General features: G+C 70.8%; 25 protein-coding genes. 13 read left to right on the plus strand and 12 right to left on the minus strand.

Annotation, left to right across the window (positions count from 1 at the left end):
• Together HP445_RS18345 and HP445_RS05975 are read left to right on the plus strand one after the other, a co-directional pair.
• Positions 1-191 (plus strand): hypothetical protein (locus tag HP445_RS18345; RefSeq protein WP_217499755.1); only part of this gene is annotated, 191 nt, incomplete at its 5' end.
• An 88-nt stretch (positions 192-279) separates the two neighbouring features.
• Positions 280-675, plus strand: a complete 396-nt coding sequence (locus HP445_RS05975; RefSeq protein ID WP_111024640.1) for a hypothetical protein — start codon at positions 280-282, stop codon at positions 673-675.
• A gap of 120 nt (positions 676-795) precedes the next feature.
• Here the strand turns inward: HP445_RS05975 and HP445_RS05980 are convergent, their stop codons facing one another.
• From HP445_RS05980 to HP445_RS05990, 3 genes are all read right to left on the minus strand, one after another.
• On the minus strand, positions 796-2193 hold the full coding sequence (locus tag HP445_RS05980; RefSeq protein WP_128781101.1) for an FAD-binding oxidoreductase: 1398 nt from the start codon (positions 2191-2193) through the stop codon (positions 796-798).
• A gap of 61 nt (positions 2194-2254) precedes the next feature.
• Entirely contained in the window at positions 2255-2479 is a 225-nt protein-coding gene (locus HP445_RS05985) for a VOC family protein (RefSeq protein ID WP_111033637.1), read from the minus strand.
• 132 nt (positions 2480-2611) lie between these two features.
• The gene (locus tag HP445_RS05990) at positions 2612-3487 is read right to left on the minus strand and encodes a DUF808 domain-containing protein (protein WP_128781102.1); all 876 of its coding nucleotides are present in this window, start codon (positions 3485-3487) and stop codon (positions 2612-2614) included.
• A 94-nt stretch (positions 3488-3581) separates the two neighbouring features.
• Between HP445_RS05990 and HP445_RS05995 the strand changes: the two genes are divergently transcribed.
• Positions 3582-3851, plus strand: coding sequence for a hypothetical protein (locus HP445_RS05995; protein WP_111033636.1), 270 nt, complete (start codon positions 3582-3584; stop codon positions 3849-3851).
• A 19-nt stretch (positions 3852-3870) separates the two neighbouring features.
• On the opposite strand, the gene HP445_RS06000 is transcribed toward HP445_RS05995, so the two are convergent.
• On the minus strand, positions 3871-4281 hold the full coding sequence (locus HP445_RS06000; protein WP_128781103.1) for a VOC family protein: 411 nt from the start codon (positions 4279-4281) through the stop codon (positions 3871-3873).
• A gap of 48 nt (positions 4282-4329) precedes the next feature.
• The gene (locus tag HP445_RS06005; RefSeq protein ID WP_027464431.1) at positions 4330-4908 is read right to left on the minus strand and encodes a TetR family transcriptional regulator; all 579 of its coding nucleotides are present in this window, start codon (positions 4906-4908) and stop codon (positions 4330-4332) included.
• Between the two features lie 68 nt (positions 4909-4976).
• Between HP445_RS06005 and HP445_RS06010 the strand changes: the two genes are divergently transcribed.
• The 3 genes from HP445_RS06010 (at position 4977) to HP445_RS06020 (ending at position 6832) form a co-directional block, all read left to right on the plus strand.
• Positions 4977-5735, plus strand: coding sequence for an SDR family NAD(P)-dependent oxidoreductase (locus HP445_RS06010; protein ID WP_128781104.1), 759 nt, complete (start codon positions 4977-4979; stop codon positions 5733-5735).
• A gap of 72 nt (positions 5736-5807) precedes the next feature.
• Positions 5808-6413, plus strand: coding sequence for a nucleotidyltransferase domain-containing protein (locus HP445_RS06015; RefSeq protein ID WP_128781105.1), 606 nt, complete (start codon positions 5808-5810; stop codon positions 6411-6413).
• The gene (locus HP445_RS06020; RefSeq protein ID WP_128781106.1) at positions 6410-6832 is read left to right on the plus strand and encodes a hypothetical protein; all 423 of its coding nucleotides are present in this window, start codon (positions 6410-6412) and stop codon (positions 6830-6832) included. The genes HP445_RS06015 and HP445_RS06020 overlap by 4 nt, the downstream gene beginning before the upstream one ends.
• Before the next feature lie 300 nt (positions 6833-7132).
• On the opposite strand, the gene HP445_RS06025 is transcribed toward HP445_RS06020, so the two are convergent.
• On the minus strand, positions 7133-7720 hold the full coding sequence (locus HP445_RS06025) for a TetR/AcrR family transcriptional regulator (protein WP_128781107.1): 588 nt from the start codon (positions 7718-7720) through the stop codon (positions 7133-7135).
• A gap of 76 nt (positions 7721-7796) precedes the next feature.
• Positions 7797-10016, minus strand: coding sequence for an MDR family MFS transporter (locus HP445_RS06030; protein WP_241660444.1), 2220 nt, complete (start codon positions 10014-10016; stop codon positions 7797-7799).
• Positions 10017-10112: 96 nt separating this feature from the next.
• Here HP445_RS06030 and HP445_RS06035 point away from each other — a divergent pair, with 96 nt between their 5' ends.
• The 3 genes from HP445_RS06035 to HP445_RS06045 all read left to right on the plus strand — a co-directional run bounded on the left by HP445_RS06035 (position 10113) and on the right by HP445_RS06045 (position 14031).
• Positions 10113-10577, plus strand: a complete 465-nt coding sequence (locus tag HP445_RS06035; protein WP_163343313.1) for a MarR family winged helix-turn-helix transcriptional regulator — start codon at positions 10113-10115, stop codon at positions 10575-10577.
• 91 nt (positions 10578-10668) lie between these two features.
• Positions 10669-12477 carry a DEAD/DEAH box helicase gene (locus HP445_RS06040; RefSeq protein WP_111024629.1) on the plus strand — a complete coding sequence of 603 codons (1809 nt, stop codon included), beginning with the start codon at positions 10669-10671 and terminating at the stop codon, positions 12475-12477.
• A 219-nt stretch (positions 12478-12696) separates the two neighbouring features.
• Complete coding sequence (locus tag HP445_RS06045; RefSeq protein WP_164941226.1) at positions 12697-14031, plus strand: fibronectin type III domain-containing protein; 1335 nt, start codon at positions 12697-12699, stop codon at positions 14029-14031.
• Between the two features lie 133 nt (positions 14032-14164).
• On the opposite strand, the gene HP445_RS06050 is transcribed toward HP445_RS06045, so the two are convergent.
• Positions 14165-15088: an NAD-dependent epimerase/dehydratase family protein gene (locus tag HP445_RS06050; protein ID WP_241660446.1), complete on the minus strand. Its 924-nt coding sequence runs from the start codon at positions 15086-15088 to the stop codon at positions 14165-14167.
• A 122-nt stretch (positions 15089-15210) separates the two neighbouring features.
• Here HP445_RS06050 and HP445_RS06055 point away from each other — a divergent pair, with 122 nt between their 5' ends.
• The 4 genes from HP445_RS06055 (at position 15211) to opgC (ending at position 21152) form a co-directional block, all read left to right on the plus strand.
• Positions 15211-15996: a TetR/AcrR family transcriptional regulator gene (locus HP445_RS06055; protein ID WP_128781111.1), complete on the plus strand. Its 786-nt coding sequence runs from the start codon at positions 15211-15213 to the stop codon at positions 15994-15996.
• Positions 15997-16186: 190 nt separating this feature from the next.
• Positions 16187-18259 (plus strand): glycosyltransferase, encoded by a 2073-nt coding sequence (locus tag HP445_RS06060; RefSeq protein ID WP_241660447.1) that lies wholly within the window; start codon positions 16187-16189, stop codon positions 18257-18259.
• The gene (locus tag HP445_RS06065; protein ID WP_111223908.1) at positions 18256-18666 is read left to right on the plus strand and encodes an ATP-binding protein; all 411 of its coding nucleotides are present in this window, start codon (positions 18256-18258) and stop codon (positions 18664-18666) included. Before HP445_RS06060 ends, HP445_RS06065 begins: the two co-directional genes overlap by 4 nt.
• On the plus strand, positions 18663-21152 hold the full coding sequence (opgC, locus tag HP445_RS06070) for an OpgC domain-containing protein (protein WP_241660448.1): 2490 nt from the start codon (positions 18663-18665) through the stop codon (positions 21150-21152). Before HP445_RS06065 ends, opgC begins: the two co-directional genes overlap by 4 nt.
• A 141-nt stretch (positions 21153-21293) precedes the next feature.
• Here the strand turns inward: opgC and HP445_RS06075 are convergent, their stop codons facing one another.
• Genes HP445_RS06075 through HP445_RS06090 form a run of 4 tightly spaced genes read right to left on the minus strand, consistent with a single transcriptional unit; the run spans position 21294 to position 25030 of the window.
• Complete coding sequence (locus tag HP445_RS06075; RefSeq protein WP_111054923.1) at positions 21294-22397, minus strand: Gfo/Idh/MocA family protein; 1104 nt, start codon at positions 22395-22397, stop codon at positions 21294-21296.
• Positions 22394-23242: a ThuA domain-containing protein gene (locus HP445_RS06080; protein WP_128781113.1), complete on the minus strand. Its 849-nt coding sequence runs from the start codon at positions 23240-23242 to the stop codon at positions 22394-22396. The genes HP445_RS06075 and HP445_RS06080 overlap by 4 nt, the downstream gene beginning before the upstream one ends.
• A 32-nt stretch (positions 23243-23274) precedes the next feature.
• Entirely contained in the window at positions 23275-24162 is an 888-nt protein-coding gene (locus HP445_RS06085) for a carbohydrate ABC transporter permease (RefSeq protein ID WP_084740987.1), read from the minus strand.
• Positions 24155-25030 carry a carbohydrate ABC transporter permease gene (locus tag HP445_RS06090; protein ID WP_175330789.1) on the minus strand — a complete coding sequence of 292 codons (876 nt, stop codon included), beginning with the start codon at positions 25028-25030 and terminating at the stop codon, positions 24155-24157. Before HP445_RS06090 ends, HP445_RS06085 begins: the two co-directional genes overlap by 8 nt.
• Between the last annotated feature and the right edge of the window lie 11 nt (positions 25031-25041).

Genomic DNA, 25041 nt, shown 5'->3' on the forward strand with positions numbered 1-25041 from the left:
ATCGTGATCAGTCCTTTGCTGTTGTCGCGCTCGGCGCGGCTGCTGTGTGCGCGCCGAACACACCCTTGGTGGGGTGGAGAACCAGCGATGTGCGGCTGGTGAGCGCTCCGGGTGTTTCCCGGTCGTTGCAGGTGATTCGGCACCCTGCGGCGAAGGGTTTGGACGGATCTGCTGTCGTTACCGCTCTGTGACCTTCGGGCTCATCCGGACAGCGCTCACGCCCGCAAGTACGTTCTCTGAGAGGCCGCTGAACGTGGTCCATCGAGAAAGGCACTCCCCATGGCATCGACGTCCAGTCGTCCCACGTCCGTCACCGTCGCGTTCGTCATCTGGCTGGTGGTGGTCCTGGCGAACATCCTGCAGGGCATCATCAACCTCACGTCGGGCTCCTCCGCCGACGTCGCTGACAGTGTCGGCACCGCCCCGCTCGTCGGCGGCGCGATCTTCGCGTTCATCCTCGCCGTGATCGAGCTCATCATCGTCTTCAAGATGCGCGACGGCCGCAACTGGGCCCGCATCGTGCTGACGGTCCTCGCGGTCCTGCAGCTCATCGGTGTCGGCGTCGGCGCGGCCTCGGGTGGCAACGCCTTCGGCTGGATCGGTGGCGTCGCGGTGCTCATCGCGACGATCCTGATGTACGTCGGCGGCGCGAACGGGTACTTCCGTCGCCACTGAGCGGGCGAGCGTGCGGATGCGCTCCTGCGTGACGCACACCGGTCGCTGAACGCGACCACCTGACGGACGGGAGGCCCGGTGCCAGCTGGCACCGGGCCTCCCGTCCGTCGTCCGCTCGGGTCAGAACGCCTTGCCCGGGTTCAGGGTCCCCGCCGGGTCGAGCGCGTCCTTCACGGAGCGGTGCATCGCGAGCACACGGTCGCCGAGCTCGACGCGCAGGCCCGGGAGCTTCAGCAGCCCGACGCCGTGCTCACCGGTCACGGTCCCACCGAGCGCCAGGCAGTCCGCCACGATCTGGTCGAACGCGGTCTTCGCGCGGGCCTTCGCGGCGTCGTCACCCTCGGGCGCGATGATCAGCGGGTGCAGGTTGCCGTCGCCGGCGTGCGCGATGTTGGCGATCGTGACGTCCTGTGCATCCGCGGTCACCTGGATCCGCCGGAGCATCTCGGGCACCGCGCTCCGCGGCACGCAGATGTCCTCGGTCAGCACCGGCCCGAGCCGTTCGAGCGCCGGGTAGGCGAGCCGGCGGGCCTGGAAGAGCCGGTCGATGTCCTGGGGATCGGTGGCTCGCTCGACGTCCGTGCCACCGGCCTCGGCGAACACGTCCGCGACGTGGTCAGCGATCGCGTCCCCGGCGGCACCGCGCTCGTCGACCCGTGCGAGCAGCAGGGTGTCGACGTCCGCCGGCAGCCCGAGGTGCATCCAGTCGTCGACGGCGCGCAGGCAGGTGCGGTCGACGATCTCGAGGGCCGCGGGGATGATGCCCGCGCGCGAGATCGCGGCCACGGCGTCGCCCGCGGCGGTCAGCGAGGGGAAGTACCCGATCACGGCCCGCTCGTCGCGGCCGGCCAGGGGGAGCAGCTGCACGGTGACCGACACGACGATGCCGAGCGTGCCCTCGGAACCGACCAGCAGCCCCGTGAGGTCGTACCCGGCGACGCCCTTCGCGGTCCGGCGGCCGAGCTCCACGACCGACCCGTCGGCCAGCACGACGGTCATGCCGAGCACGTAGTCGCGGGTGACCCCGTACTTGACGCAGCAGATGCCGCCGGCGTTCGTCGCGACGTTGCCGCCGATCGTCGAGATCGCCGAGCTCGCGGGGTCCGGCGGGTACCAGAGGCCGTGCTCGGCGACCGCGGCGCGGAGTGCGTCGTTGATGACGCCGGGTTCGGTGACCGCGTAGCGCTCGTCGGTGTTCACCTCGAGCACCCGGTTCATCCGCTCGAGCGACACGACGATCGAGTCGGCCATCGCGTTGGCGCCGCCGGACAGGCCGGTGCCGGCACCGCGAGGGACGACCCGGAGGCCGGCGGCGGCTGCCCAGCGGACGGCGGTGACGACGTCGTCGGTGCTGCGTGCCAGGACCACGGCGAGCGGTGCCGTGGAGTCGGCCCACTCGGCGTCGTCGTGGCGGTAGCGCTCGAGCGACTCCGGGTCGCGGAGGACCTGGTCGGACCCCAGCAGGTGTTCGAGGGCGGTGGCGTCGGCTGCGGTGGCGGATGCGGCGGTGACGGTCATGCGGGGTGGGGGTCCTTCCGGGGCGCGGCGGTGCGGTTCGGGTCCGTCGACGATACGCCGGTCAGTCCAGGCAGAACTCGTTGCCCTCGACGTCCTGCATGACGATGCACGACTCGTTCACCTGGTCCGCCGTCATCCGACGGACCTGGGTGGCGCCGAGTCCGACCAGTCGGGCGCTCTCGGCGTCGAGGGCCGCGAGCCGTTCGGCGCCGACCATCCCGGTGCCGACCCGGACGTCCGGCTCGGCGCAGTCGAACGTCACCTGGACCTGTCGCACCGTTGCCATGGCGCCGAGGATACGACGATGCACGACCGGCGTCCGCTCAGCGTCCGCCCTGTCAGCGGTGGGCGCACGGTGCGCCGGACGGGAGGCACGGTGCCTGGCCGCCACGGGCCTCCTGTCCGTCGCGCAGTCGCGTCAGTGCTGCTTGCCGCGCAGGCGGCCGATGCCCAGCACGATGCCGACGACGACCATGCCGAGCGCGAGGCCGGCCACGGCCGAGACGGCGGTGTCGGCGATCCAGATGACGACGGGGCCTGCGGCCTCGAGCGCGTGCTCGATCACGTGCAGCAGGTCGTACGGCCCGTGCCAGATGGTCTCGGCGAGGTTCGCGATGACCAGGTGTCCACCCACCCAGAGCATCGCGACCGTGCCGATGACGCTGATGACCCGGAAGACCATCGGCATCGCACGGACGATGCGGGCTCCGATCCGACGGGTGCGGCGGACCGAGTTCTTCATCATCTGCAGGCCGATGTCGTCGACCTTCACGAGCAGTGCCACGGCGCCGTAGACGACGGCCGTCATGACCAGACCGATCACGATCAGGGCGCCGAGCGTCGGCCAGAGCCCCAGGTCGGGGTCGAGACCCGCCAGTGCGATGAGCATGATCTCGGTGCTCAGGATGAGGTCGGTGCGGATGGCGCCGAAGACGAGCTTCGGTTCGGTGACGGCCTCGTCGGACCCGCCCTCGTGGTGCACGCCGAACCACTCGGTGACCTTCTCGGCGCCCTCGAAGCACAGGTACGTGCCGCCGAGCAGGAGCAGCCACGGCAGCACGCCGGGCGCGAAGGCCGTGAGCAGCAACGCCAGCGGGATGATGATGATGAACTTGTTGAACAGGCTGCCGAGGGCGATGCGCCCGACGACGGGGAGTTCACGAGCGGGCTCGAGGCCCTGCACGTACTGGGGCGTGACGGCGGCGTCGTCGATGACGAGCCCGGCGGTCTTCGCGCTGGCCTTGACGGCTGCGGAGAGGATGTCGTCCACCACGGCGAGCAATCCGACTGACAATGCGTTCTCCACTCGTCTGACCTGTGACCGTGCACAGCGTAGTGGCCGCGGGGCATCCTGAACGCCAGCCGCGGGGCGTCCGTAGGCTCGCGGCATGGCTGACTTCACCGCATCCCAGGCCGCCGTCGTCCGGATCGAGCGTTCCGAGCAGGGGCGCTGGGACCTCTCCGTCATCAGCGACGCCGGTGTCGCGATGGGGCACGGCGTGTACCTGTTCGACGCGGAGCACGACGACGCCGAGGACGAGCAGGCCGCGGCCCTCGACTTCGTGCGCGACTACGGGTTCCGGTTCGAGCGCGACGCGGTGCAGGCCGACGGTCCCGACGCCTTCTGGGCGCCGCTGCTGCCGTCCGACCAGCAGTAGGCGCTGCAGCGCGCGGGAGTCAGCGCGCCGAGTCCTCGAACCCGATCAGCCAGGTGACCCCGTGCGCGTCGCGGACGGTGCCGTCCCAGTCGCCCCACGGGCGCTGCTGCAGCGGGTCGATCACCGTTCCGCCCTCGGCGAGCTGGTCGAACCACCGACGCAGGACGTCCGGTTCCGCAGCGCCGAGCAGTGAGAAGAGCAGCCCGGTCGCCGAGAACGGGGTGTCGCCCTCGCTCGCGTCCGCGGCGAACAGCTGCAGCTCGCCGGTGAGCTGGCCGTGCGCGACGGCGTCGGCCGGGCCGTCCGTGCGGGAGAAGTCCGCGTAGGTCGCGACCTGCACCTCGCCGCCGAACACCCGCTGCCAGTGCTCGAGGGCCTGCCTGGCGGTGCCGGCGAACTGGAAGTACGGCGCGGGTCCGGTCGTGTGCATGCCCGGCAAGGTACTCCGGGGTGCGGCGTGGGGGAACCCCGGGGCTCGTCAGTCGAGCAGTGCGAGTGCGCGCTCCAGGACGTCCTCCGGACGGCCGTCGCCGTGCAGTGCCCACCAGGTGAGTGCGGCGCTCGCGGCGGCGGCCAGCGTGTGGGCGCGCACGGCGACGGCGAGGTCGTCTGCGGTGACCCCGTCCCGCTCGGCCACGTACCGCAGGATCTCGTCGGTCAGGGCCGTGACCGTCGCGGCGCCGACGTGCTCGAGCGACGGGTTCGCGCGGATGACCCGGAGCCGGTGTCGGGTGACCTCGACCGCGTCGTCCGGGAACGTCGCACCGATCCGGTAGGCCGCCCGGAGCGCCACCGCCGAGGGCTCGTCGGCCGGCCGTGACCGCAGGGCCTCGCGGAACCGTGCGGCGAACTCGTCGAGACCGCCCCAGACCAGCGCCGCCTTGTTCGGGAACAGCCGGAAGAGCGACCGACGGCTCACCCCGGCCGCCGCCGCGACGTCGTCCATCGACACCGCGTCGAAGCCCTGGTCGTCGAACAGCCGGAGTGCGACGAGGGACACGGCGTCGGGGTCGATGGTGCGCGGGCGCCCCGTCGGACGGTCGTTCGTCGAGCTCATGGAGACCTTTCGGCACTGAGTGCTATAACCGGTGTGGCGCAGTGAGCGCCCCGCATCGAGGAGACCACATGACCGACACCACCGCCGGACGGTTCACCGGCAGGACCATCATCGTCACCGGAGCGGGTTCCGGCATCGGACGCGCCACGGCGACACGCATCGCGAACGAGGGTGGCCGCGTCATCGCGACCGACGTCGTGGCCGAGCGGCTCGACGCACTCCGCACGGAGCTCGAGGGCTTCGCCGTGGAGACCGTCGTCGGCGACGTCGCCGCGAGCGAGACCATCGACGCACTCATCGACGCCGCCGGCGACCGGGTGGACGGACTCGCCAACGTCGCCGGCATCATGGACGCGTTCCTGCCGCCGGACGAGGTCGACGACGCCACCTGGGAGCGTGTCTTCAGCGTCAACGTCACCGGCCCGATGCGCCTGACCCGCGCGGTGCTGCCGCTGATGATCGCCGCCGGCAAGGGCTCGGTCGTGAACGTCGCGTCCGAGGCTGCGTTGAAGGCCTCGGCCGCCGGTGCTGCCTACACCTCGTCGAAGCACGCCATCGCCGGGTACACCAAGAGCGTCGCGTTCTTCCACGGGCCGCAGGGCATCCGGGCGAACGCCGTGGCGCCGGGGGCGGTCGCCACGAACATCGAGGCGCCGATGCGCAGCGAGTACGCGGCCCGCCGGGTCGGTCCGATCATGCAGACCACCATCCCGCCGGTGGCCCAGCCCGAGCAGCTCGCCGCCGCCATCACCTGGCTGCTGAGTGACGACTCGGCGAACGTCAACGGTGCGGTGCTGCCGAGCGACGGTGGCTGGTCCGTGGTCTGACGGATTTGCTCGGATACGAGTAGAAATCTACCTGGAGTGGTAGATTTCTACTCGATCTGATCGGACCTCTCCATGCAGTTGCAATCTCCCCTCGCGACGGTCACCACCTCCGTGGACGGCGATGTCCTCGCGGTGTTGGCACGCGCCCCCGGACCCCTGACGATCGCGGGAATCTGCAGCCTGGTGCCCGACCGGTCGTACGCCGGGGTCCGGAACAGTGCGGATCGGTTGGTCGAGCAGGGCCTCGTCGACGGGCACCGGACCGGACGGACGAAATCCTTCACCCTGAACCGAGAGCACCTCGCCGCCGATGCGGTCACCGCCCTGGCCGACCTCCGGCGTGCCCTGCTCGAACGACTCAGATCCGGCTGTCGGTCGATCCCCCTCCGGTACGCCGCACTCTTCGGATCCGGAGCCCGCGGTGCGATGCGCCCGGACAGCGATCTCGATCTCTGCTTCGTCGTCACTCGCGGCCGACGCGCGGACGCCGAGGACCAGATCCACGCGTTGTGCCGCGCAGCCGGTCGTTGGACCGGCAACGCCGTGCGGCCGGTCGTCTTCGACGAGGACGAGATCGAGGACACGGATACGCTCCTCGCGTCGGTTGCTCGGGACGGGATTCCCATCGCAGGTGATGGTCGATGGCTGTCCCGGAAGCTCCGTACGCTGAATGGATGACCCCGCGAACCGGCACCACCGCACCGGGTGACGAGTCGTTCCGGCGGGGCCGGCTCGCCAAGGCGACGGAGTTCCTCGACGCTGCTGACGTCCTCCGCGCGTTCGGTGGTGACGGAGGGGTGTTCAGCGCCGGTTCACAGTTCGCGAACGCGTTCGTCACACAGTGCGTCCTCAGCGGCATCGCCGCGGCTGACGCGATCTGCGTGGCTCGGACCGGCAACTACTCGCGATCGGGAGCGCACCACGAGGCGGTGCCCGTGCTCCGCGCAGCTGCCGGGCCAGCGGTCGCGAAGCACCTCGAGGTGCTGTTGGCGGTGAAGACCAAGGCCGAGTACAACGCGAAGTCGGTCAGTGACGGTGACATCGTGCGCGCCGGCGAAGCCGCTGAGGCACTCGAAGCGGCCGCGCGGTCGGTCTGACGCGCTGGTCGAGCGAGCGACCACGACATCGTCGTGCTGCGGGTGCTCCGGTTCGCCCGCGACCGCTCGCGTGACGCACTCGTGTGGCACCGGCCGGCGCGGCGGCGTCAGGGCGTCACCACCTGACGGACGGGAGGCCCGTGGCGACGCCGCCACGGGCCTCCCGTCCGCCTTCGCGCACGTCAACGACGCGCGGTTCCTTCCCATTGCGCGCGCACTGGAAAGTGGAATCGGGCGTACCTGGCGGGAAGTTCCTGCCCGGTACGCCCGATTCGACCCTTCGAGCCGACGGGCCCCGCGTCAGGACGCGAGCGCGGCCATCTCGCGCACGACGGCACGGAGCCGGTCCGCGAGCTCGTCGTTGCTCCGCACGGTCTCGCGGTGTGCCACCTCGCTGAGCGCCGACATCACCAGGGTCACCGCGGTGCGGGCGGTCTGTGCGTCCGTGCGGGTGCCGACGACGCTGAGCAGGGACTGGCGCGACTCGGCCATCCACTGCATCACCATCGAGGACATCTCCGGCCGGAGCACGAGCAGCTCCTTCATGCGGCGGCGGTCCTGCGAGAGCGGGACGGTCGCCGCGACCAGGGCGCACAGGTCGTCCACCAGGGCGCCGTCGGCCTCGGCGAACCAGGCCGCTGAGCGCTCCGGGACCTCGACGGAGTCGAGCCCGAGCGCCGCGTGCGCCTTCGACGAGAAGTAGTTGAAGAAGGTGCGGGGGGAGACGTCGGCGTCGGCGCAGATCTGCTCGACCGTGACGCCGTCGAGTCCGTGCGCGGACACCAGCGTGAGCGCTGCGTCGTGCAGTGCCTGCCGGGTCTGCTGCTTCTTCCGTTCTCGCAGCGTGCACGGCTCCGTTGCCGCAGCCGCTGCCGGGGTGGTGATCACGTGGACTCCTGGTGGGTTGGTGTGTGTGGGAGGGGCGCCCGCCCGGAAAGGGGGCACGGATGGACGCCCCGGTCGGTCACCGACGGTGCGTCGGCGTGGATCCGGTCGAACCCGAACCGGTCGAACCCGAGCCGGTCGGCACGGACCCGGTCGGTACGGACCCGGTCATGGGTCCGGTGAACGAGCCGGCCTCGGCTGCGGCGGCGCCCGCTTCGGCCTCGAGCTGCGCCTCGGCGGACATGTCGGCCTGCTCCTGCAGCGCGGAACGCTGGCGCAGCGGCGGCACCCGGAAGAACCAGGTCAGCACGAACGCGAGCAGGATGACGCCGAGACCGACCCAGTAGATCGTCACGGACGAGGCGTTGAAGCCCGCCATGAACGGCCGGGTCAGGCGGCTGTCGGCACCGGTCAGGAACGAGGTGTCGTTCGTGCTGGTGGCGCTGTCGCTCGTGGTGTTGCCGTCGTCGATCTTCTTCGCCAGCTCTGGGGTGAGCTCGTCGACCCAGTACGAGCGCTGCGAGGCGTCCGCCCAGTCGACGGACACGGTGCCGTCCTGCACGCTGGCGTGCGCCTGGTCGGCGACCTGCTCGAGTGCGGACTGCTCGGCGGCGGGCGTGGCCGCGGCGACCTGCTGGTCGATGACGGTCTGCGCGGCTGCGGCGGGCACGGCACCGGCGGCGACCTGCTGCTGCACGGCTGCGGTGACCTGCTCGGTGACCGCGGCGTCGGCGGCCTGCTTCGCCTTCGCCGAGGCGGCGTCGAGCTGCGACTGCACGGTCTTCGTCAGCGGGGTGACGACGGGCGTCCAGATCTTGTCCATGGCGCCCTGGTTCGCCTTCGCGCTGGCGACGGTCGGGTTGAGCGCGGCGTCGAGTGCCGGACCGAGGTCCTTCTGGTTCGCGGTCGCGGTCAGGATGTTCGCCGGCATCACCGAGAACAGGATGGACAGCAGGACGGCGGTGCCGAGCGTGCCACCGATCTGGCGGAAGAACGTGGCGGACGACGTGGCGACGCCCATGTCACGAGCCTCGACGGAGCCCTGCGACGCCAGGGTCAGCGACTGCATGACCGAGCCGAGGCCGAGACCGATGAGGAACATGCCGATCATCAGGAACCAGAGCGGCTTGTCGATCGACATGAAGGTCAGGACGACGTAGCCGGCGGAGACGAGCGCGGTGCCGATGACCGGGAAGATCCGGTAGCGGCCGACGCGGGCGACGATCTGACCGCTCGTGATCGAGGCGATCATGAGACCGCCGACCAGGGGCAGCGTGGCGAATCCGGACTCGGTCGGGGTGAGCCCGACGACGATCTGCAGGTAGAGCGGGATGGTGAGCATCGCGCCGAACATCGCGAAGCCGACCAGGAACCCGATGACGGTCGCCATCGAGAACGTGCCCGAGCGGAACAGCTTGAGCGGGATGATCGCCGCGTCGCCCATCTTCGACTCGATGAGCAGCAGCCCGATCAGGCCGACGACACCGACGACGTAGCAGGCGATGGCGGCGGGGGAGCCCCAGCCCCAGATGCGGCCCTGTTCGGCGACGAGCAGGAGCGGCACGAGGGTGACGATGACGGCGGTCGCGCCCCACCAGTCGACCTTCTGCTTCGCGTCGCCGGCGCCGTGCACCTTCGGCAGGTGCAGGAACACGATGACCATGAGGAGCGCCGCGACACCGATCGGCACGTTGATCAGGAGCACCCAGCGCCAGCCCGTGATCCACAGGATCTCGGAGGAACCGGCGAGCAGACCGCCGATGAGCGGGCCGATGACGGACGAGATGCCGAACACGGCGAGGAAGTACCCCTGGTACTTGGCGCGCTCACGCGGGGCGAGGATGTCGCCCATGATCGCGAGCGGCAGCGACATCAGCGCACCGGCACCGATGCCCTGCACCGCGCGGAAGGCGGCGAGCATGAGCATCGAGGTGGACATCGACGACAGGACGGCGCCGAGGATGAAGACGACGATGCCGAAGATGTACAGCGGGCGGCGGCCGAAGATGTCGGAGAGCTTGCCGTAGATCGGCGTCGCGATCGTCGAGGTGATGAGGTACGCGGTCGTCACCCAGGCCTGCTGGTCGAGCCCGTGCAGGTCGTCGCCGATCGTGCGGATCGCCGTGCCGAACACCGTCTGGCCGAGCGAGGACAGGAACATGCCCGCCATCAGGCCGTAGATCACCAGGAGGATCTGACGGTGGGTCATCAGCGGCTGCTGGCCGGCGCCTCCGGAGGCCGCGGGGGCCTCGGCGGTGTGCCGACCGTGCTGCACCGAGACGGGTGCGGTGGCGGTCATCGAACTCCTTTTTCTGGCTGTGAAACTTTGCAGACCGCGCAACGATACATCTGTTGCTTCCGGCAAGCAACTAAATGTGCCCGCTACGCTGAGCGCGTGACCGACGACCGGCGTGCCGCCGAGCGACTCCTGCGATCCCAGCTCGACCGGCTGTGGGTCCGGCAGACCCTGCGCTCCTCGCTCATCGAGTCGCGCGGTGGCCTCGACCCGACGGCCCGCGTGATCCTGCGCGCCGTCGCCGGACACGGCCCGGTGCGGGCGACCGCGATCGCCGACGCGACCGGGCTGTCGCGCCCGGTGATCAGCCGCCGGGTCGCCTCGCTGATCGAGGCCGAACACCTGATCGGATCGCCGGACCCAGCGGACGGCCGCGCCACGCTCGTCACGCTCGCCCCCGCCGGACGACGGCTGCTCGACGAGCTGGACGCCGCCGGCGCCGAGGTGTTCGACGACCTGACGGAGGAGTTCGCCTCGGACGAGCTGCGCTCGCTCGCCGAGATGCTGACGCGACTGAACGACCGGGCGGACGCGGTCCTGGGGATCGGCACCACGCGCTCCTGACGTGACCAACACGGCGGACGGGAGGCCCGTGGCGGCGCCGCCACGGGCCTCCCGTCCCTGCGGAGCGCGCATTCGAGATACCGTTGGTGGTATGAGCACGGACACCACCCCCACCACTGAGACCCTCGACGACGGGCCCGTGGTGACGTTCGCCGATCTCGGCCTGAGCGACGCTGTGCTCAAGGCCGTCAAGGACATCGGTTACGAGACCCCTTCCGCCATCCAGGAAGCCACCATCCCCACCCTCCTCGCCGGGCGCGACGTCGTCGGCCTGGCACAGACCGGTACCGGCAAGACCGCGGCCTTCGCGCTGCCGATCCTGTCCCGCATGGAGTCCGGCAGCAAGAAGCCCCAGGCGCTCGTGCTGTCCCCGACGCGCGAGCTCGCCCTGCAGGTGTGCGAGGCGTTCGAGCAGTTCGCGTCCCACATGAAGAACGTCCACGTCCTGCCGGTCTACGGCGGCCAGGCGTACGGCGTGCAGCTCTCCGCCCTGCGCCGCGGCGTCGACGTCATCGTCGGCACCCCCGGTCGCATCATGGACCACCTGGCGAAGGGCACGCTCGACCTGTCCGAGCTGAAGTACCTGGTCCTCGACGAGGCCGACGAGATGCTCAAGATGGGCTTCGCCGAGGACGTCGAGACGATCCTCGCCGACACCCCGGACGACAAGCAGGTCGCGCTCTTCTCGGCGACGATGCCCGCGCAGATCCGCCGCATCTCGCAGCAGTACCTGACCGACCCGGCCGAGATCACCGTCAAGACCAAGACGAAGACCGCCGCGAACATCACGCAGCGCTACCTGATGGTCTCGTACCCGCAGAAGGTCGACGCGCTCACCCGCATCCTCGAGGTCGAGGACTTCGAGGGCATGATCATCTTCGTCCGCACCAAGAGCGAGACCGAGACCCTGGCCGAGAAGCTCCGTGCCCGCGGGTACGCCGCCGCCGCGATCAGCGGTGACGTCGCCCAGGCCCAGCGTGAGCGCACGGTCAACCAGCTGAAGTCGGGCAAGCTCGACATCCTGGTCGCCACCGACGTCGCCGCCCGTGGCCTCGACGTCGACCGCATCACGCACGTCGTGAACTTCGACATCCCGGTCGACATCGAGTCCTACGTGCACCGCATCGGTCGTACCGGCCGCGCCGGTCGCTCGGGTGACTCGATCAGCTTCGTCACCCCGCGTGAGCGTCGTCTGCTGTCCGCGATCGAGCGCCACACCAAGCAGCCGCTCACGCAGATGCAGCTGCCGACCATCGACGACGTCAACGAGACGCGCCTGACCCGCTTCGACGACGCGATCACCGCGGCGCTCGAGGACCAGGGCCGGATCGCGGCCTTCCGCGACGTCATCGCGCACTACGTCGAGCACCACGACGTCCCCTCGGACGACGTCGCCGCGGCCCTGGCCGTCGTGGCGCAGGGCGACTCGCCGCTGCTCCTCACCGCAGCCGACGACGCCCTCCGCAGCCAGATGGAGCGCGACGCCCGCCGCAGCGAGCGCGACGAGCGTGGTGCCCGCGACGACCGTGGGGGCCGCAACGACCGCGGCGACCGTGGTGGCGACCGCGACCGTGGTGACCGCGGCGACCGTGGCCCGCGCCGTTCGCAGCCGATGTCCCCGTACCGCATCGAGGTCGGCCGTCGTCACCGCGTCGAGCCGCGCCAGATCGTCGGTGCACTCGCGAACGAGGGTGGCCTGCGTCGCGACGACTTCGGTGCGATCCAGATCCGTCCGGACTTCTCGATCGTCGAACTGCCGGCCGACATGGACCCCGGTGTGCTCGACCGCCTGACCGACACCCGGATCAGCGGCAAGCTCATCGAGATCCGTGCGGACCGCCGTGGTGGTGGCCGCCGCGACGACCGCGACGAGCGTCCGGAGCGCAAGCCGCGCTACTGAGACGCGCCGCGTCCGAGACGCGACCCCCTTCTGACGGGAGGCCCGGTGCCAGCTGGCACCGGGCCTCCCGTCCGTCGTCGGTGCGGGTCTCGGGCCTGCGGCATCTTGCGGTGCGGGGAACCGCAGATCCGACCCGCAAGCGTTCCCCTGGGGTCAGCGCGGTGCTGTGATACGTGGAGCCGTGACGCAGGGAGCCGCGGAGAAGGCAGGGGAACCATCGTGTACCGAGCACTCATCACCGCGGTCGCCGCCGCGGCGCTCGTCTTCGGAGGTGCGGTGCCGGCGACGGCGCACACCTCTCCGTCGGTGCCGGGAGCACCGACCGCCGTCCGCGTCACCGGCGACGCGGACAGTGCCACGCTGACGTGGCGCGGCCCGAAGCACGGCGCGAAGGTGACGGGCTGGAAGGTCGCCGTCGCCGCCGTCGCGAACCGCCACGACCGCCAGGTCGACCGACTCCACCCGCGCGCCCGCTCCGACCGCTTCGACGAGCTCTCGCCCGCGACCACGTACCGCTTCTCGGTGCGTGCCCTCGGCCACCGGGGGACCGGCCGCACGATCACGCTGCGCTGGACGTCACCGTCGGTGCCCGAGCCGGAGACGACGCAGTCGCTGTTCGCGCTCGACGACAACGGTGACGTCGTGCGGTTCGCGGACTCCGGCAGCGGTGCGAAGACCGTCGTCGCGACGGACGGCGAGGGCTTCGCCGCGAACGCCGACGGTGACGTGTTCACCCCGTCGGCGGACGGCACCGAGATCCTGCGGGACCCGGCCGACGGCAGCGGGGTCTCGGTCATCGCGTCCGGCCTGCACCTGACCCCGGACCTTCGCTCCGACGCCGAGGGCAACCTGTACTGGGTGGACTCGGTGACCGGTGCGGTGCAGCAGCTGTCCGTCGGCACCTCGACCCCGAAGGTCGTGCTGGACCTGGGTGGCAAGGCCGTCGGGAGCGATCAGCGTTTCTGGACCGTCACCCCGGACGGCAAGGTCGTCGTGCTCGGCGGAACCGTCAGCCAGCCGTACGTCAAGGGCACCGGCATCGCGCCCCGCACGTTCATCGGGCCGACCGGCACGATCGTCGGCTACCCCGCCGGCGTGCTCGCGGACTCGCACGGCAACGTCTACGTCGACATCCGATCGACCGGTGGCGCCGGGTCGTGGGTCTGGTACCAGCTCAAGCCCGGGGCGACTCAACTGACGAAGATCGAACCGCGGTACGCGTTCGAGTACGCCGCCGCGAACGCGGACGGCTTCTCGCTCCTGCAGTCGGCGCAGTTCTGCCCCGCCCCGTCGGAGTACCGGCCGGGCGGGTGCACGATCGACCGCGGCATCCCGGACAAGCTCGTGGTGGGCAGCGGCGGGACGTCGACCGTGCCGGTGACCGGGCTGACCGCCGGGTCGCGTGGCGAGCACCTGGGTGCCGCCTCCGCCGACGGGGACGTGTTCGTCTCCATCGAGAGCGGCCCCTCGGTCGGGCTGTGGAAGGTCCCCGCCGCGGGTGGAGCTGCCCAGCAGCTCGACGCGGCGCAGTACTCGAGGCTGCTGGTGATCTGACTGGCGGTGCGAGGCGGAAGGGGGTGGGACGCAACGGCGCGTCCCACCCCCTTCCGTGTGTGGCGGCGGCGGGCGGCGGTTGTTCGGGCTGCGTCGGGTGGCAGCGGCTGGTGGCGGTGGCAGTGGCGGTGGTTCAGGCCGCGCCGGCGGCCGTCCGGTGGCACACCTCGTCCCACGGGGTCGGTTCGATGCCGAAGCGCGCCCGGCTCTCGCGGTCGTCGACCACGTACGGCGCGGTCCACTGGTACGTCAGGTCGGCCAGCTCGCGCATCATCGGCGACACGAGCCCTCCGACGCGGAACAGCGCCGCGGGCATCCGGCGCACCGGCACCGCAGGCTTCCCCGCCGCCGCGAGGACGTCGGTGAGGGCCTGCCGCTGCGTCCGCGGTGCGTTGCTCGGCACCATCCACGTGCGGCCGTGCGCGCCCTGGTCCTCGGCAGCGGCGACGAGGGTCCGAGCGACGTCGAGCACGTCCGTGAAGGTGTGCGGCAGGTCCGTGCGACCGACCATCGACACCGCCCGTCCGCGCAGCGCCGCCGGCAGCACGCGCGTGACGTGCCCGTTCGCGCCGATCCCGGGGCCGAGGTAGTCCGAGGCGCGGACCTCGACGGCCCGGACACGGCCGGCGTCGTGCGCGGCGAGGGCATCCGCCCACAGCGTCGCCCGGAGCACCCCCTTGTGGTCTGTGGCGGCGTCCGGCAGTCCCTCGTGCATCGGCCCGTCGACCGGGCCGTACGGGTACAGGTTCCCGGTGATGGCGTAGGTCGCCCCGGTGCGTTCGGCCGCGGTGAGCAGGGCTGCGGCGAGCGGGGGCCAGGTGCGCTCCCACTGCGTGTAGTCGCCGGGGTTCGCGCAGTTGTAGAGGGTGGCTGCTCCCTCGGTGGCGCGGGAGAGGGCGTCGGCATCGGAGGCGTCGAGCGCGAGGTGCTCGACACCGGCGATGCCCGTGCTGCGACCGGAGCGGGAGACGACGGTGACGCGGTCGCCCCGGACGGTCAACAGCTCCGCGACGTGCCGGCCGACGGGGCCGGCACCGACGATGAGGTGGTGGGGCATGGTCTCCTGCTTCCTGGTCGCGAGAGCACCGCTCTCGGAAATGAGCATGACGGTTCGTCGACGCGAAAGCAAGAGCAGTGCTCTCCTTTGTGTGCGCTGCTCTCTCGTGCCAGGATCGTCGGATGGCACCCACCGCCCGAGCACTCGCACGGCAGACGGTCACCGCGGACATCCTGGCCGCGGCACGCACCCGCCTGACCGACGAAGGTCCGGCCGCCCTCAGCCTGCGTGCCGTCGCCCGTGACGTCGGGATGGTCTCGTCGGCCGTGTACCGGTACTTCCCGAGCCGCGACGACCTACTGACGGCCCTGCTCATCACCGACTACGACGAACTCGGCGCCGCGGTCGAGGCCGCCGGTGCCGCGGCCGGACCGGCTCCCGGTGCACGCTGGGTCGCGATGTGCCGGGCGATCCGCGACTGGTCGATCGCGCACCCGGGGGACTTCGCGCTGCTGTTCGGTTCGTCTGTGCCCGGCTACGCGGCGCCGCGCGAGACCGTCGTGCCCGCGTCGCGGACGGCGCTGGCGCTGGTGCGCGTGGTCGCGGACGCCGTCGCGTCCGGCGCGCCCGGTACGTCCGGTGCTCCTGGTGCGTCCGGTGCGGCGGGCTCGTGCGTCACGTCGACGCCGGGGGCGGCCGGGAGGCCCGGATCACCCACCGCGCCTCCGGCGGCTCCCGGGGTGGCCGGTCCCGCCGTCGCGGACGGGGTCGCCACCCTGCGCTCGTTCGGCATCACCCTGCCCGACGAGGTCCTGGTCCGCACCCTGATGGCCTGGACGACGGTGTTCGGGACGATCTCGTTCGAGCTCTTCGGGCACTTCGTCGGTTCCGTGTCCGACCCGGCCGCCTACTTCGACCAGGTCATCGTGCGCCTGGCGGATGACCTGGGGTTCACCGCCACGTTCTGACGCGCGTGCTGTCCCCAGATCGGGTGCGCAGCCTGACACAGGCCCCGCCCGTGCGGTAGACAGGTCGTCACGCCGAGGTCGTGCCCGATGACCGGAGCGGACGACCGACATCCGACCCCTGGGTCAGCTGCCGGCCGGAACCACACTCGGGCGTGTGCGACGCGGCCGGGGCCCGCGCTGATCAGGAGGCATGCTTGCGACGCAGCACGTGCGGCGGCACGACGGATGGGGCGACCCGGTGACCGCGCTCGACGTCAGCCGACAGGACCACCGCCGCCTGAGCACCGGCACCGCCCGCCGACGCCTGGTGGCCGTGCGGACGGTGGCGCTCCTGGCGTCCCTCGCCGGGGTCAACTACATCGTGTGGCGCTGGGCGGCCTCGGTGAACTGGCACTCGTGGTGGATCGCGGTGCCGCTGATCCTCGCCGAGACCTACAGCGTCATCGACTCCCTGCTCTTCGCCCTCGGGGCCTGGCGGCTCCGGGAGCGCGGCGAACCACCGGCGAAGCCGTCCACCGACGTCACCGTCGACGTCTTCATCACGACCTACAACGAGCCGATCGACCTGGTCGAGCGCACCGCCCGGGCCGCGAAGGCGATCACGCACCCGCACACCACCTGGATCCTCGACGACGGCAACCGCCCCGAGATGCGTGCGGCGGCCGACGCGCTCGGCATCGGCGTCATCACCCGCGGTGCCGACTGGGTGGACCGACCCCGGCACGCCAAGGCCGGCAACCTCAACAACGCCCTGCTCGCGACCCAGGGCGAGTTCCTGCTCATCCTCGACGCCGACCAGGTGCCCGATCCGGCGATCCTCGACCGCACCCTCGGCTACTTCAAGGACCCGCGGATGGCGCTCGTGCAGACGCCGCAGTGGTTCGAGAACGTGCCGGACGACGACCCCCTCGGCAGCCAGGCGCCGCTGTTCTACGGTCCGATCCAGCAGTCGAAGGACGGCTGGAACGCCGCGTTCTTCTGCGGGTCGAACGCCATCCTGCGACGCGAAGCGCTCATGCAGCTCGGCATCTCGCGCTACGTGGCCGAGGTCGAGGCGTCCGTGCAGCGCACCCTCGCCACCTCACGCAAGCTCCTCGCCCGCTCCCGCGAGACCGAGACCGACCCGCGCGTGCTCGCCGCCCTCGACGACGCCGAGGCGGTGGTGGACCAGGCGCGCGAACAGGTCCGCGCCGGTGAGCCCCTCGGTGACGTGACGTACGCGTTCCAGCGGGGGATCGACGCCATCGCGTTCCGGTTCGCCGCCGCCGACCTCGAGTCCGTGCGGAACGACCTGCAGGAGCTCGCGGCGATGTCCACCGACGCCAACACCTTCGCCGGTCTCGACGACGCCGCGCTCGACGTGCTCGGTCGGCGTGAGGCCTCGCCGGTCGCCGCCATCGAGTCGATCGCCGTGCTCGCCCGTGCCCTCGACGTGAACCGCGACGACGAGGCGCAGCCGATCATGCCGCTGGCGACGATCTCGGTGACCGAGGACATGGCCACCGCGATGCGCCTGCACGGCCTCGGCTGGAAGTCGGCCTACCACGACGAGATCCTGGCGAAGGGCCTGGCCCCCGAGGACCTGCCGACGATGCTCGTGCAGCGACTCCGCTGGGCGCAGGGCACCATGCAGGTGTTCTTCCGCGAGAACCCCCTGGTGCAGAAGGGGCTGTCGTGGGGGCAGCGGCTCATGTACTTCTCGACGATGTGGAGCTACCTGTCCGGGTTCGCCGCGATCGTCTACATCGCCGCCCCGGTGCTCTGCCTGTCGTTCGGGGTCATCCCCGTGCAGGCCTACAGCGTCGACTTCTTCGCCCGGCTCATCCCGTTCCTGGTCTTCAACCAGCTGCTGTTCTGGGTGGTGGCCGCCGGCAGACCGACCTGGCGCGGGCAGCAGTACTCGCTCGCGCTCTTCCCGGTCTGGATCGAGTCGGTGACCAGTGCGTTCCAGAACGTCTACCGGGGCAGGCCGCTCGGGTTCCGCGTCACCCCGAAGGTGCGCGACGAGACCGAGCAGAAGCCGCGGTGGGACCTGGTCAAGCCGCAGCTGTACGCGATGGGTGCCCTGGTCGCCGCCCTGGTCATGATCGGCATCCGCTACCTGACCGGCCAGGCCGAGGGGATCGCGCCGCTCGTGAACACCGCGTGGGTCGTCTTCGACCTGTTCATCTTCAGCATCGTGATCCGGGCCGTCCGGTACCGGGGCCCGGCCACCCCAGCCCAGTCCGAACACGAGTCGAGCACCGCCGGAGGACCCCTGTGAGCACCGAGACCACGTTCGAGGTCGCCGCGACGCCCGACTCCCTCGACGAGGTGCAGGACCGCTTCGCCGCGTGGTGGGACGGCCTGGGCATCGACGACGTGCGGCTCCGGTTCGCGCTCGAGACCGCGTTGGCCGAGATCGCCGCGAACATCGTCGAGCACACCGTCCGTGCCGACCGGGGGACCGGGCGCCGGTACTCCGTGCACCTCGAGGCCACCGACCGGGCCCTGACCGCGGTGCTGACCGACAACGGGATGCCGGCCGACATCGACCTGAGTGCCGTGACGATGGCGGACGTGGAGCAGGAGAGCGGCCGCGGTCTGGCCCTCGCCATCGCCGCGCTCGACCGCCTCGAGCACCGGCACGAGCCCGGCCACAACGTCTGGACGCTTGCGTGCGACCGGTGAAGCAGCCGGTGGTCCGCGCGGTCGCCCTCCTCGTCACGGTCGCCACGCTCCTGCTCGGTGGTGCGCTGCCGGCGTCCGCGGCGTCCATGCCGAGAGCCGCCGCCGTGCAGCCGTCCGAGGGGTCGACGTGGTTCGGCCCCGACCTCGACTGGGCCAGCGATTCGCCCGAAGGGTACGAGGGCCGGCTCGGTGCGACGCCGTCGATGTACGGGGTCTCCGTCGACTACCCGCTCGACGGCACGGCGGAGCAGGAGCTCCTCCGCTCGGCGCGTGCGGCCGCGACCCAGGGCGCGGTGCTCGTCGTGAGCCTCGAACCCGACCGCGAACTGCGGTCGCTCGACACCGCGGACACCCGTGCCGTCAACACCGTGTTCGAGGACCTGCACGACCAGTACGACACCCAGGTGCTCGTCCGGTTCGCACCGCAGATGAACGGCACGTGGGTCCGCTGGGGCCAGCAGCCGACGGAGTTCATCCGGGCGTTCCGGGCGCTCGGGACGACCGTGCACGCGGGCACATCGGACGCGCTCATGGTCTGGTCGCCGGGGTACGGTGCCGGCTACCCGTTCGGCGAGTCCGCCGGGCGGCTGCGGAACCTGTCCCCGGTCGACGTCGCGAAGGCGGACACGAACGGCGACGGACAGCTCACCGGTGCCGACGACCCGTACGGGCCGTACTGGCCGGGCGCCGAGGCCGTCGACTGGGTCGGGCTCTCGATGTTCTCGTACGGCAAGGGCGACCCGACCGAGGCCGCAGGTCGCGCCGTGCCGCTCACCCGCAGCGGTGAGGTCGAGTCGCGGTTCGACGAGGACTGGGGTTACGACCAGCCGCAGTCGGGCACGTTCTACGACCGGTTCGCGGCGGCCGACGACCGTCCGATGCTGCTCGACACCGGTGCCCTGTACAACCGCGAGCTGCAGGGCGACACCGAGCTCCAGGTCAAGCGGAGCTGGTGGCGGCAGGTGCTCGCCGCCGTGCAGGAGCGTCCGCTGATCCGGGGCATGACCGTGCTCGAGGCGGAGCGACGCGAGCCCGAGGCCGGCAACCGCGTGGCCGACTGGCGGCTCACCGCGGACCCGGACGTCGCGGAGGCCTTCCGCGCCGACCTCGAGCGGTCCGGTGACTTCGCCTTCGGCCCGGTCACCGACCGCGTGACCGTGCAGCAGGGCAACGCCGCGATCTCGCAGGAGTATGAGACCGGCGGCGACCAGATGGCGTGGATCGTCTGGCTGGCCGCCGGCCTGGCGATCGTGTTCCTGCTGAGCGGGGTGTTCGGACGGCTCCTGCCGAGCTGGCGCTACCCCGACGACGGCAAGCCCGGCCGTGACCTGCGCCTCGACCTGTTCCGCGGGTTCATCATCCTCGCCGTGGTGATCACCCACATCGAGATCGGCGGGCCGTACTCGTACCTCACGCTGCACGCCGTCGGGGCGATCACCGGCGCCGAGATGTTCGTGTTCCTGTCCGGCATGGTCCTCGGCATGACGTACCCGTTCGCCGTGAAGAAGTTCGGCGAGTGGGCGGCGGCCATCGGGGCGTGGAAGCGCGCGCGCAAGCAGTACGTCGTCACGCTCGTGGTGATCCTGGTGGTCTTCGCGCTGAGCTTCGTCCCGTTCCTGAACACCGACGCCATCACCACGTTCACCGACCGCGGCACGGGCACCGGCGGCGTCGAGGCCGAGGGCCGGGTCTACGACCTGTACCCGAACGCGATGCAGCTGCTCGCCTACCCGCCGCCCTGGTACGCGATCCGGCAGTTCCTGCTGCTCGAGATGGGGCCGTGGCCGTTCAACATCATGGGCCTGTTCGTGGTGCTGAGCCTGTTCATCCCGGCGTTGATCTGGGTGATCCGCCGCGGGTTCTGGTGGGTGGTCCTCGCCGCCAGCTGGGCGCTGTACGTGTTCCAGGCGCTCAACCCCGACTTCCGTCCGCTGAACTCGCAGTTCGAGGCGGTGTTCCCCCTGTTCACCTGGCAGGTGGTGTTCACCCACGGGCTCGTGCTCGGGTACTACCGGCGGCAGATCGTCGGCGCGCTCACCGGGCGTCTCGGCAAGGTCCTGGCCGGCGTCGCCGTCGGTGGGTACGCGGCCTTCCTGGTCTACGTGTGGGCCGGCGACCACTTCGGGTTCACCCCGGTGCCGTTCCCGGCGACGATGTACGAGTCCCTGTACAACACGGCGTACCAGCGGGTGGACCTGCAGTGGGGCCGCCTGGTGGACATCGCGTTCTTCGCGGTCGTGTCCTACGCGATCCTCACGGTGTTCTGGAAGCCCATCGCCGCGGCCATCGGCTGGCTCTGGATCCCGCTCGGGCAGGCGAGCCTGTACGTGTTCGTCTGGCAGGTGTTCTTCGCCCTGGCGATCGCGTCGATCCCCGGTGTGCCGTGGGGCGACTTCTGGATCGGGTTCGTGGTGCACACGGCGCTGATCCTGCTGGCCTGGTACATGGTCCGCAAGAAGTTCCTGTTCTCCGTCATCCCGCGCTGACCTCGCGCGCACGGATGGTGAGCAGGAATGGTCGGGTCCGACGTGCGGACCCGACCATTCCTGCTCACGAAGCGAGGGCGGACGGACGGGAGGCCCGTGGCGGTGTCGCCACGGGCCTCCCGTCCGTCCCGCGGTCGCGTCTCAGGACGCGGGCAGGCGCTCGCGCAGGGCGCCGCGGACCGACTCCCACCCGGCCAGGCGGTCGCGGATCGCGTCGTCCTGCTCGGCGGCCAGGGCGTCCCGGTGCGCCTGTTCGAGCACCTCGTCGATGACGACCCGGCGCCCGCTGCGCGCCGAGGTGATGGCCGCGTCGACCATCGTGAGGCTCATCACGTTGCCGTGCACCTCGCCGTCCGGCACCTCGCCGGAGCGGACCGCCCGGACGAAGGACGCCAGCGATCCGGCGATCTCGTGCCCGACCGACGGCGCAGCGGCAGGGGAACCGGGGGTGCCGTCGAGGTCGCTCGACGGGTCGTGGTCGCCGTCCCAGAGTGCCGTGCCGGCCGCTCCGGAAGCACGCCAGTCGCCGTTCCACGAGGTCTCGGCACCCGGCGCGCACCACGAGCCGTCGTAGACGTAGCGGACGTCGTCCTCGAACGTGAAGACGGCTGCGGCGGCCGCGTCGCCCCGGTACCAGGACCACGACGGGTTCCACGACTCGCAGTACACCGACACCGGGTCGCGTTCGAGCACGTACCGGGCGGAGTCGAAGGCGTGGATGGCCATGTCGAGCAGCAGGACGTCGTCCATCTCCTCGCGGAACCCACCGAAGTGCGGCGCCTTCGCGAACCGGGTGCTCAGCCCGCCCACGGCACCGAGGTCGCGGACGTGCTGCCGGAACGCGACGAGCTGGTCGTTGTAGCGGCGGGACTGCGACACCATGAACAGCTTGCCCGTGGCCTCGGCGGCGGCGGCGAGCGACAGCGCCTCGGCGACGGTCTGCGCTGCTGGCTTCTCGCCGAGCACGGGGAGCCCGGCCCGGAGCGCCTGCAGCGTGACCGGGTGGTGCGCGACCGGCACGGTGATGTCGAGGACGGCCTCGGCACCGGTCTCGGCGGCCAGCGCGGTCAGGTCCGTGCCGACCGGGATCGACGGGTCGCCGGCGTGCTCGGCCCCGGCGCGGGCGGCGTCGAGGTCGAGGTCGACGATGCCGACCAGCTCGACCTCGGGGTCGGCGGCGACGGTGGCGAGCCAGGCCCGCCCCATCCCGCCGGCGCCGACCTGCAGGACGCGGAGCGGGCTCACGCCTGCGCCCCGTCGCGCTCGGCTGCCTGCTCGCTGGCCGCCGGGTCGCTGGCTGCCGGCTCGGCGGTCTCGGGCTCGGCGTCGTCGAACGGGCCGCGGTAGTGCTGCCCGTCGAAGTACTCGCCCAGGTCGTAGCGGCGGAGCGTCGGGATCTCCCGTTCCCGCTCGGGCCGGGCCCACTCGGCGCCGTTCGCGATCACGCGGCGGACGTCCGGGTGGTGGTAGACGGGGAAGTCCTGGTCACCGGGGGAGAAGTAGAAGATCTTCCCGAGGCCGCGGCGGTAGGTCATGCCGCTCCGGAACACCTCGCCGCCGGTGAAGCCCGAGATGAACACGAGCTCGTCGGGCGTCGGGACGTCGAAGTACTCGCCGTACATCTCCTGCTCGGGGATGACGATCGGGTTCGGCACCCCGCGGGTGATCGGGTGCTGCGGGTTGACGGTCCAGACGAGCTCCTGGTCGTGCTCGCTGCGCCAGCGGAGGGTGCAGGTGGTGCCCATCAGCTTGCCGAAGATCTTCGACCAGTGGCCGGAGTGCAGGACGAGCAGCCCCATGCCGGAGAGCACGTGCTTGTGCACCCGGTCGACCACGGCGTCGTCGACGTCCTGGTGTGCGGCGTGCCCCCACCAGGTGAGGACGTCGGTGTTCGCGAGGACCTCGTCGGTGAGGCCGTGCTCGGGCTCCTGCATGGTGGCGGTCCGGACGACGGCCTCGGGCAGGTGCTCGCGGATGCCGTCCGCGATCGCGCCGTGCATGCCGTCGGGGTACCGCTCGGCGACGTGCTGCTCGACCTGTTCGTGGACGTTCTCGCCCCAGACGGTGATGCGGAGCGGGGTGGTGGTCATGGTGTGTGCCTTTCGGGGGTGGTGGGACCCGGTCACTTGACTGCGCCGCCGGTGGCCCCGGCAGCGATGAACTTCTGCGCCACGAGCAGCAGCACGATGGCGGGGATCGAGGCCATCACCGCGGCGGCCATGACGGTCGACCAGTCGGCGGTGAAGGTGCCGATGTAGTTGTAGATGCCGAGCGTGATCGGCCGGACGTCCTCGGTGGTGGTGAGCGTCAGGGCGAACAGGAAGTCGCTCCAGGTGAACAGGAACGTGAACAGCCCGGCTGTGATCAGGGCGTTGGCGCTGATCGGCACGACGACCGAGCGGAAGGCCCGGAAGTTGCCGGCACCGTCGACCTTGGCGGCCTCGATGATCGACGGCGGGATGTTCTGCATGAACGCCCGCATGATGAGGATCGCGAAGGGCACGCCGGCGGTGCTGTCGGCCAGGATCAGCCCGGGCACGGTGTTGAGCAGGCCGAGGTCGTTGTACGCCGCGTACAGGGCGTTCGCGACGACGATGCCCGGGATCATCTGCGAGATGAGGATGCCGAACAGCACCGCGTTGATGCCCTTAACCTTGAACTGGGCGAGCGCGTACGACGCCGGAGTCGCGATGAGCAGACTGACGACGACGCTGCCCAGGGCGATCACCAGGCTCGTGACCAGGGCGCCGCCCTGGTCGGCGATGGCCTGGGCGTAGCCGCCGAGCTGTGCGTTGATCGGGAACCAGGCGGCTTCGATCGCGGAACCGGCCGGCTGCAGGGAGATGTTGATCATCCAGTAGACGGGGAACAGCATCACGGCGAGGATCAGGATCCCCACGCCGGACAGCACCCACTGCTTCGCGCTCGTGGGACGGACGGGTCGCCGGGCACCGCGGGTGACCACCGCGCGGGTCCGGAGGGCGTCGGTGGTGGACGCTGCGTCAGTCATCGACGGCCTTCCTGTTGAGGCGGAGGTAGACGATCGCGAACAGGGCGGAGATCACGATGAGGATGTTGCTCAGCGCGGCGCCCTGCCCGAAGTCGAACTGCTTGAACGACAGGTCGTAGGACTGGGTCGCGATGGTCTGGGTGGCGTTCGCCGGCCCGCCGTTCGTCAACCCGAGGATGATGTCGAGCACCTTGATCGTGTAGACGACGCCGAGCACGAGCGTGACGCTCACGACCGGTCGCAGCATCGGCCAGGTGATCGCCCAGAAGGCCTTCCACCCGGTCGCGCCGTCGAGCGCCGCTGCCTCGTACAGCTCGGTGGGGATGTCCTGCAGACCGCCGTACAGGATCGTGGTGTTGAACGGGATCCCGATCCAGATGTTCACCGCGATGACGGTGATGAGCGCCACGGCGGGACTCGTCAGCCACGGGACCGACGGGATGCCGAAGGTGCCGAGGAACTGGTTGACGACGCCCGAGTCCTGGTCGAGCATCCACTTCCAGACCGCACTCGAGACGATGAGCGGCAGCAGCCAGGGCAGCAGGAGCAGCGAGCGCAGGAGACCGGACAGCGGGAAGTTCCGGCGGAAGAACAGGGCGAGCAGCAGGCCGAGGACGAACTGGCCGACGATCGACCCGATCGTGAACAGCGCCGTGTTGAGCATCGCCGTGCCGAACAGCTGGGACGACACGACCGAGGCGTAGTTCGCCAGGCCGACCCACGGCGCCTCGCCCGTGTAGAACGTCGACGTCGTGTACGCCTGGAAGCTCATGACGATGTTCTTGACCACCGGGTAGCCGAAGAACAGCAGCAGGAACAGGACGGCCGGCAGCAGGAACAGGAGCTGCGCGATCCGTTCGAAGCGCAGCGAGCGGCCCG

Source organism: Curtobacterium flaccumfaciens, assembly GCF_013359815.1.
Lineage (GTDB): Bacteria > Actinomycetota > Actinomycetes > Actinomycetales > Microbacteriaceae > Curtobacterium > Curtobacterium flaccumfaciens.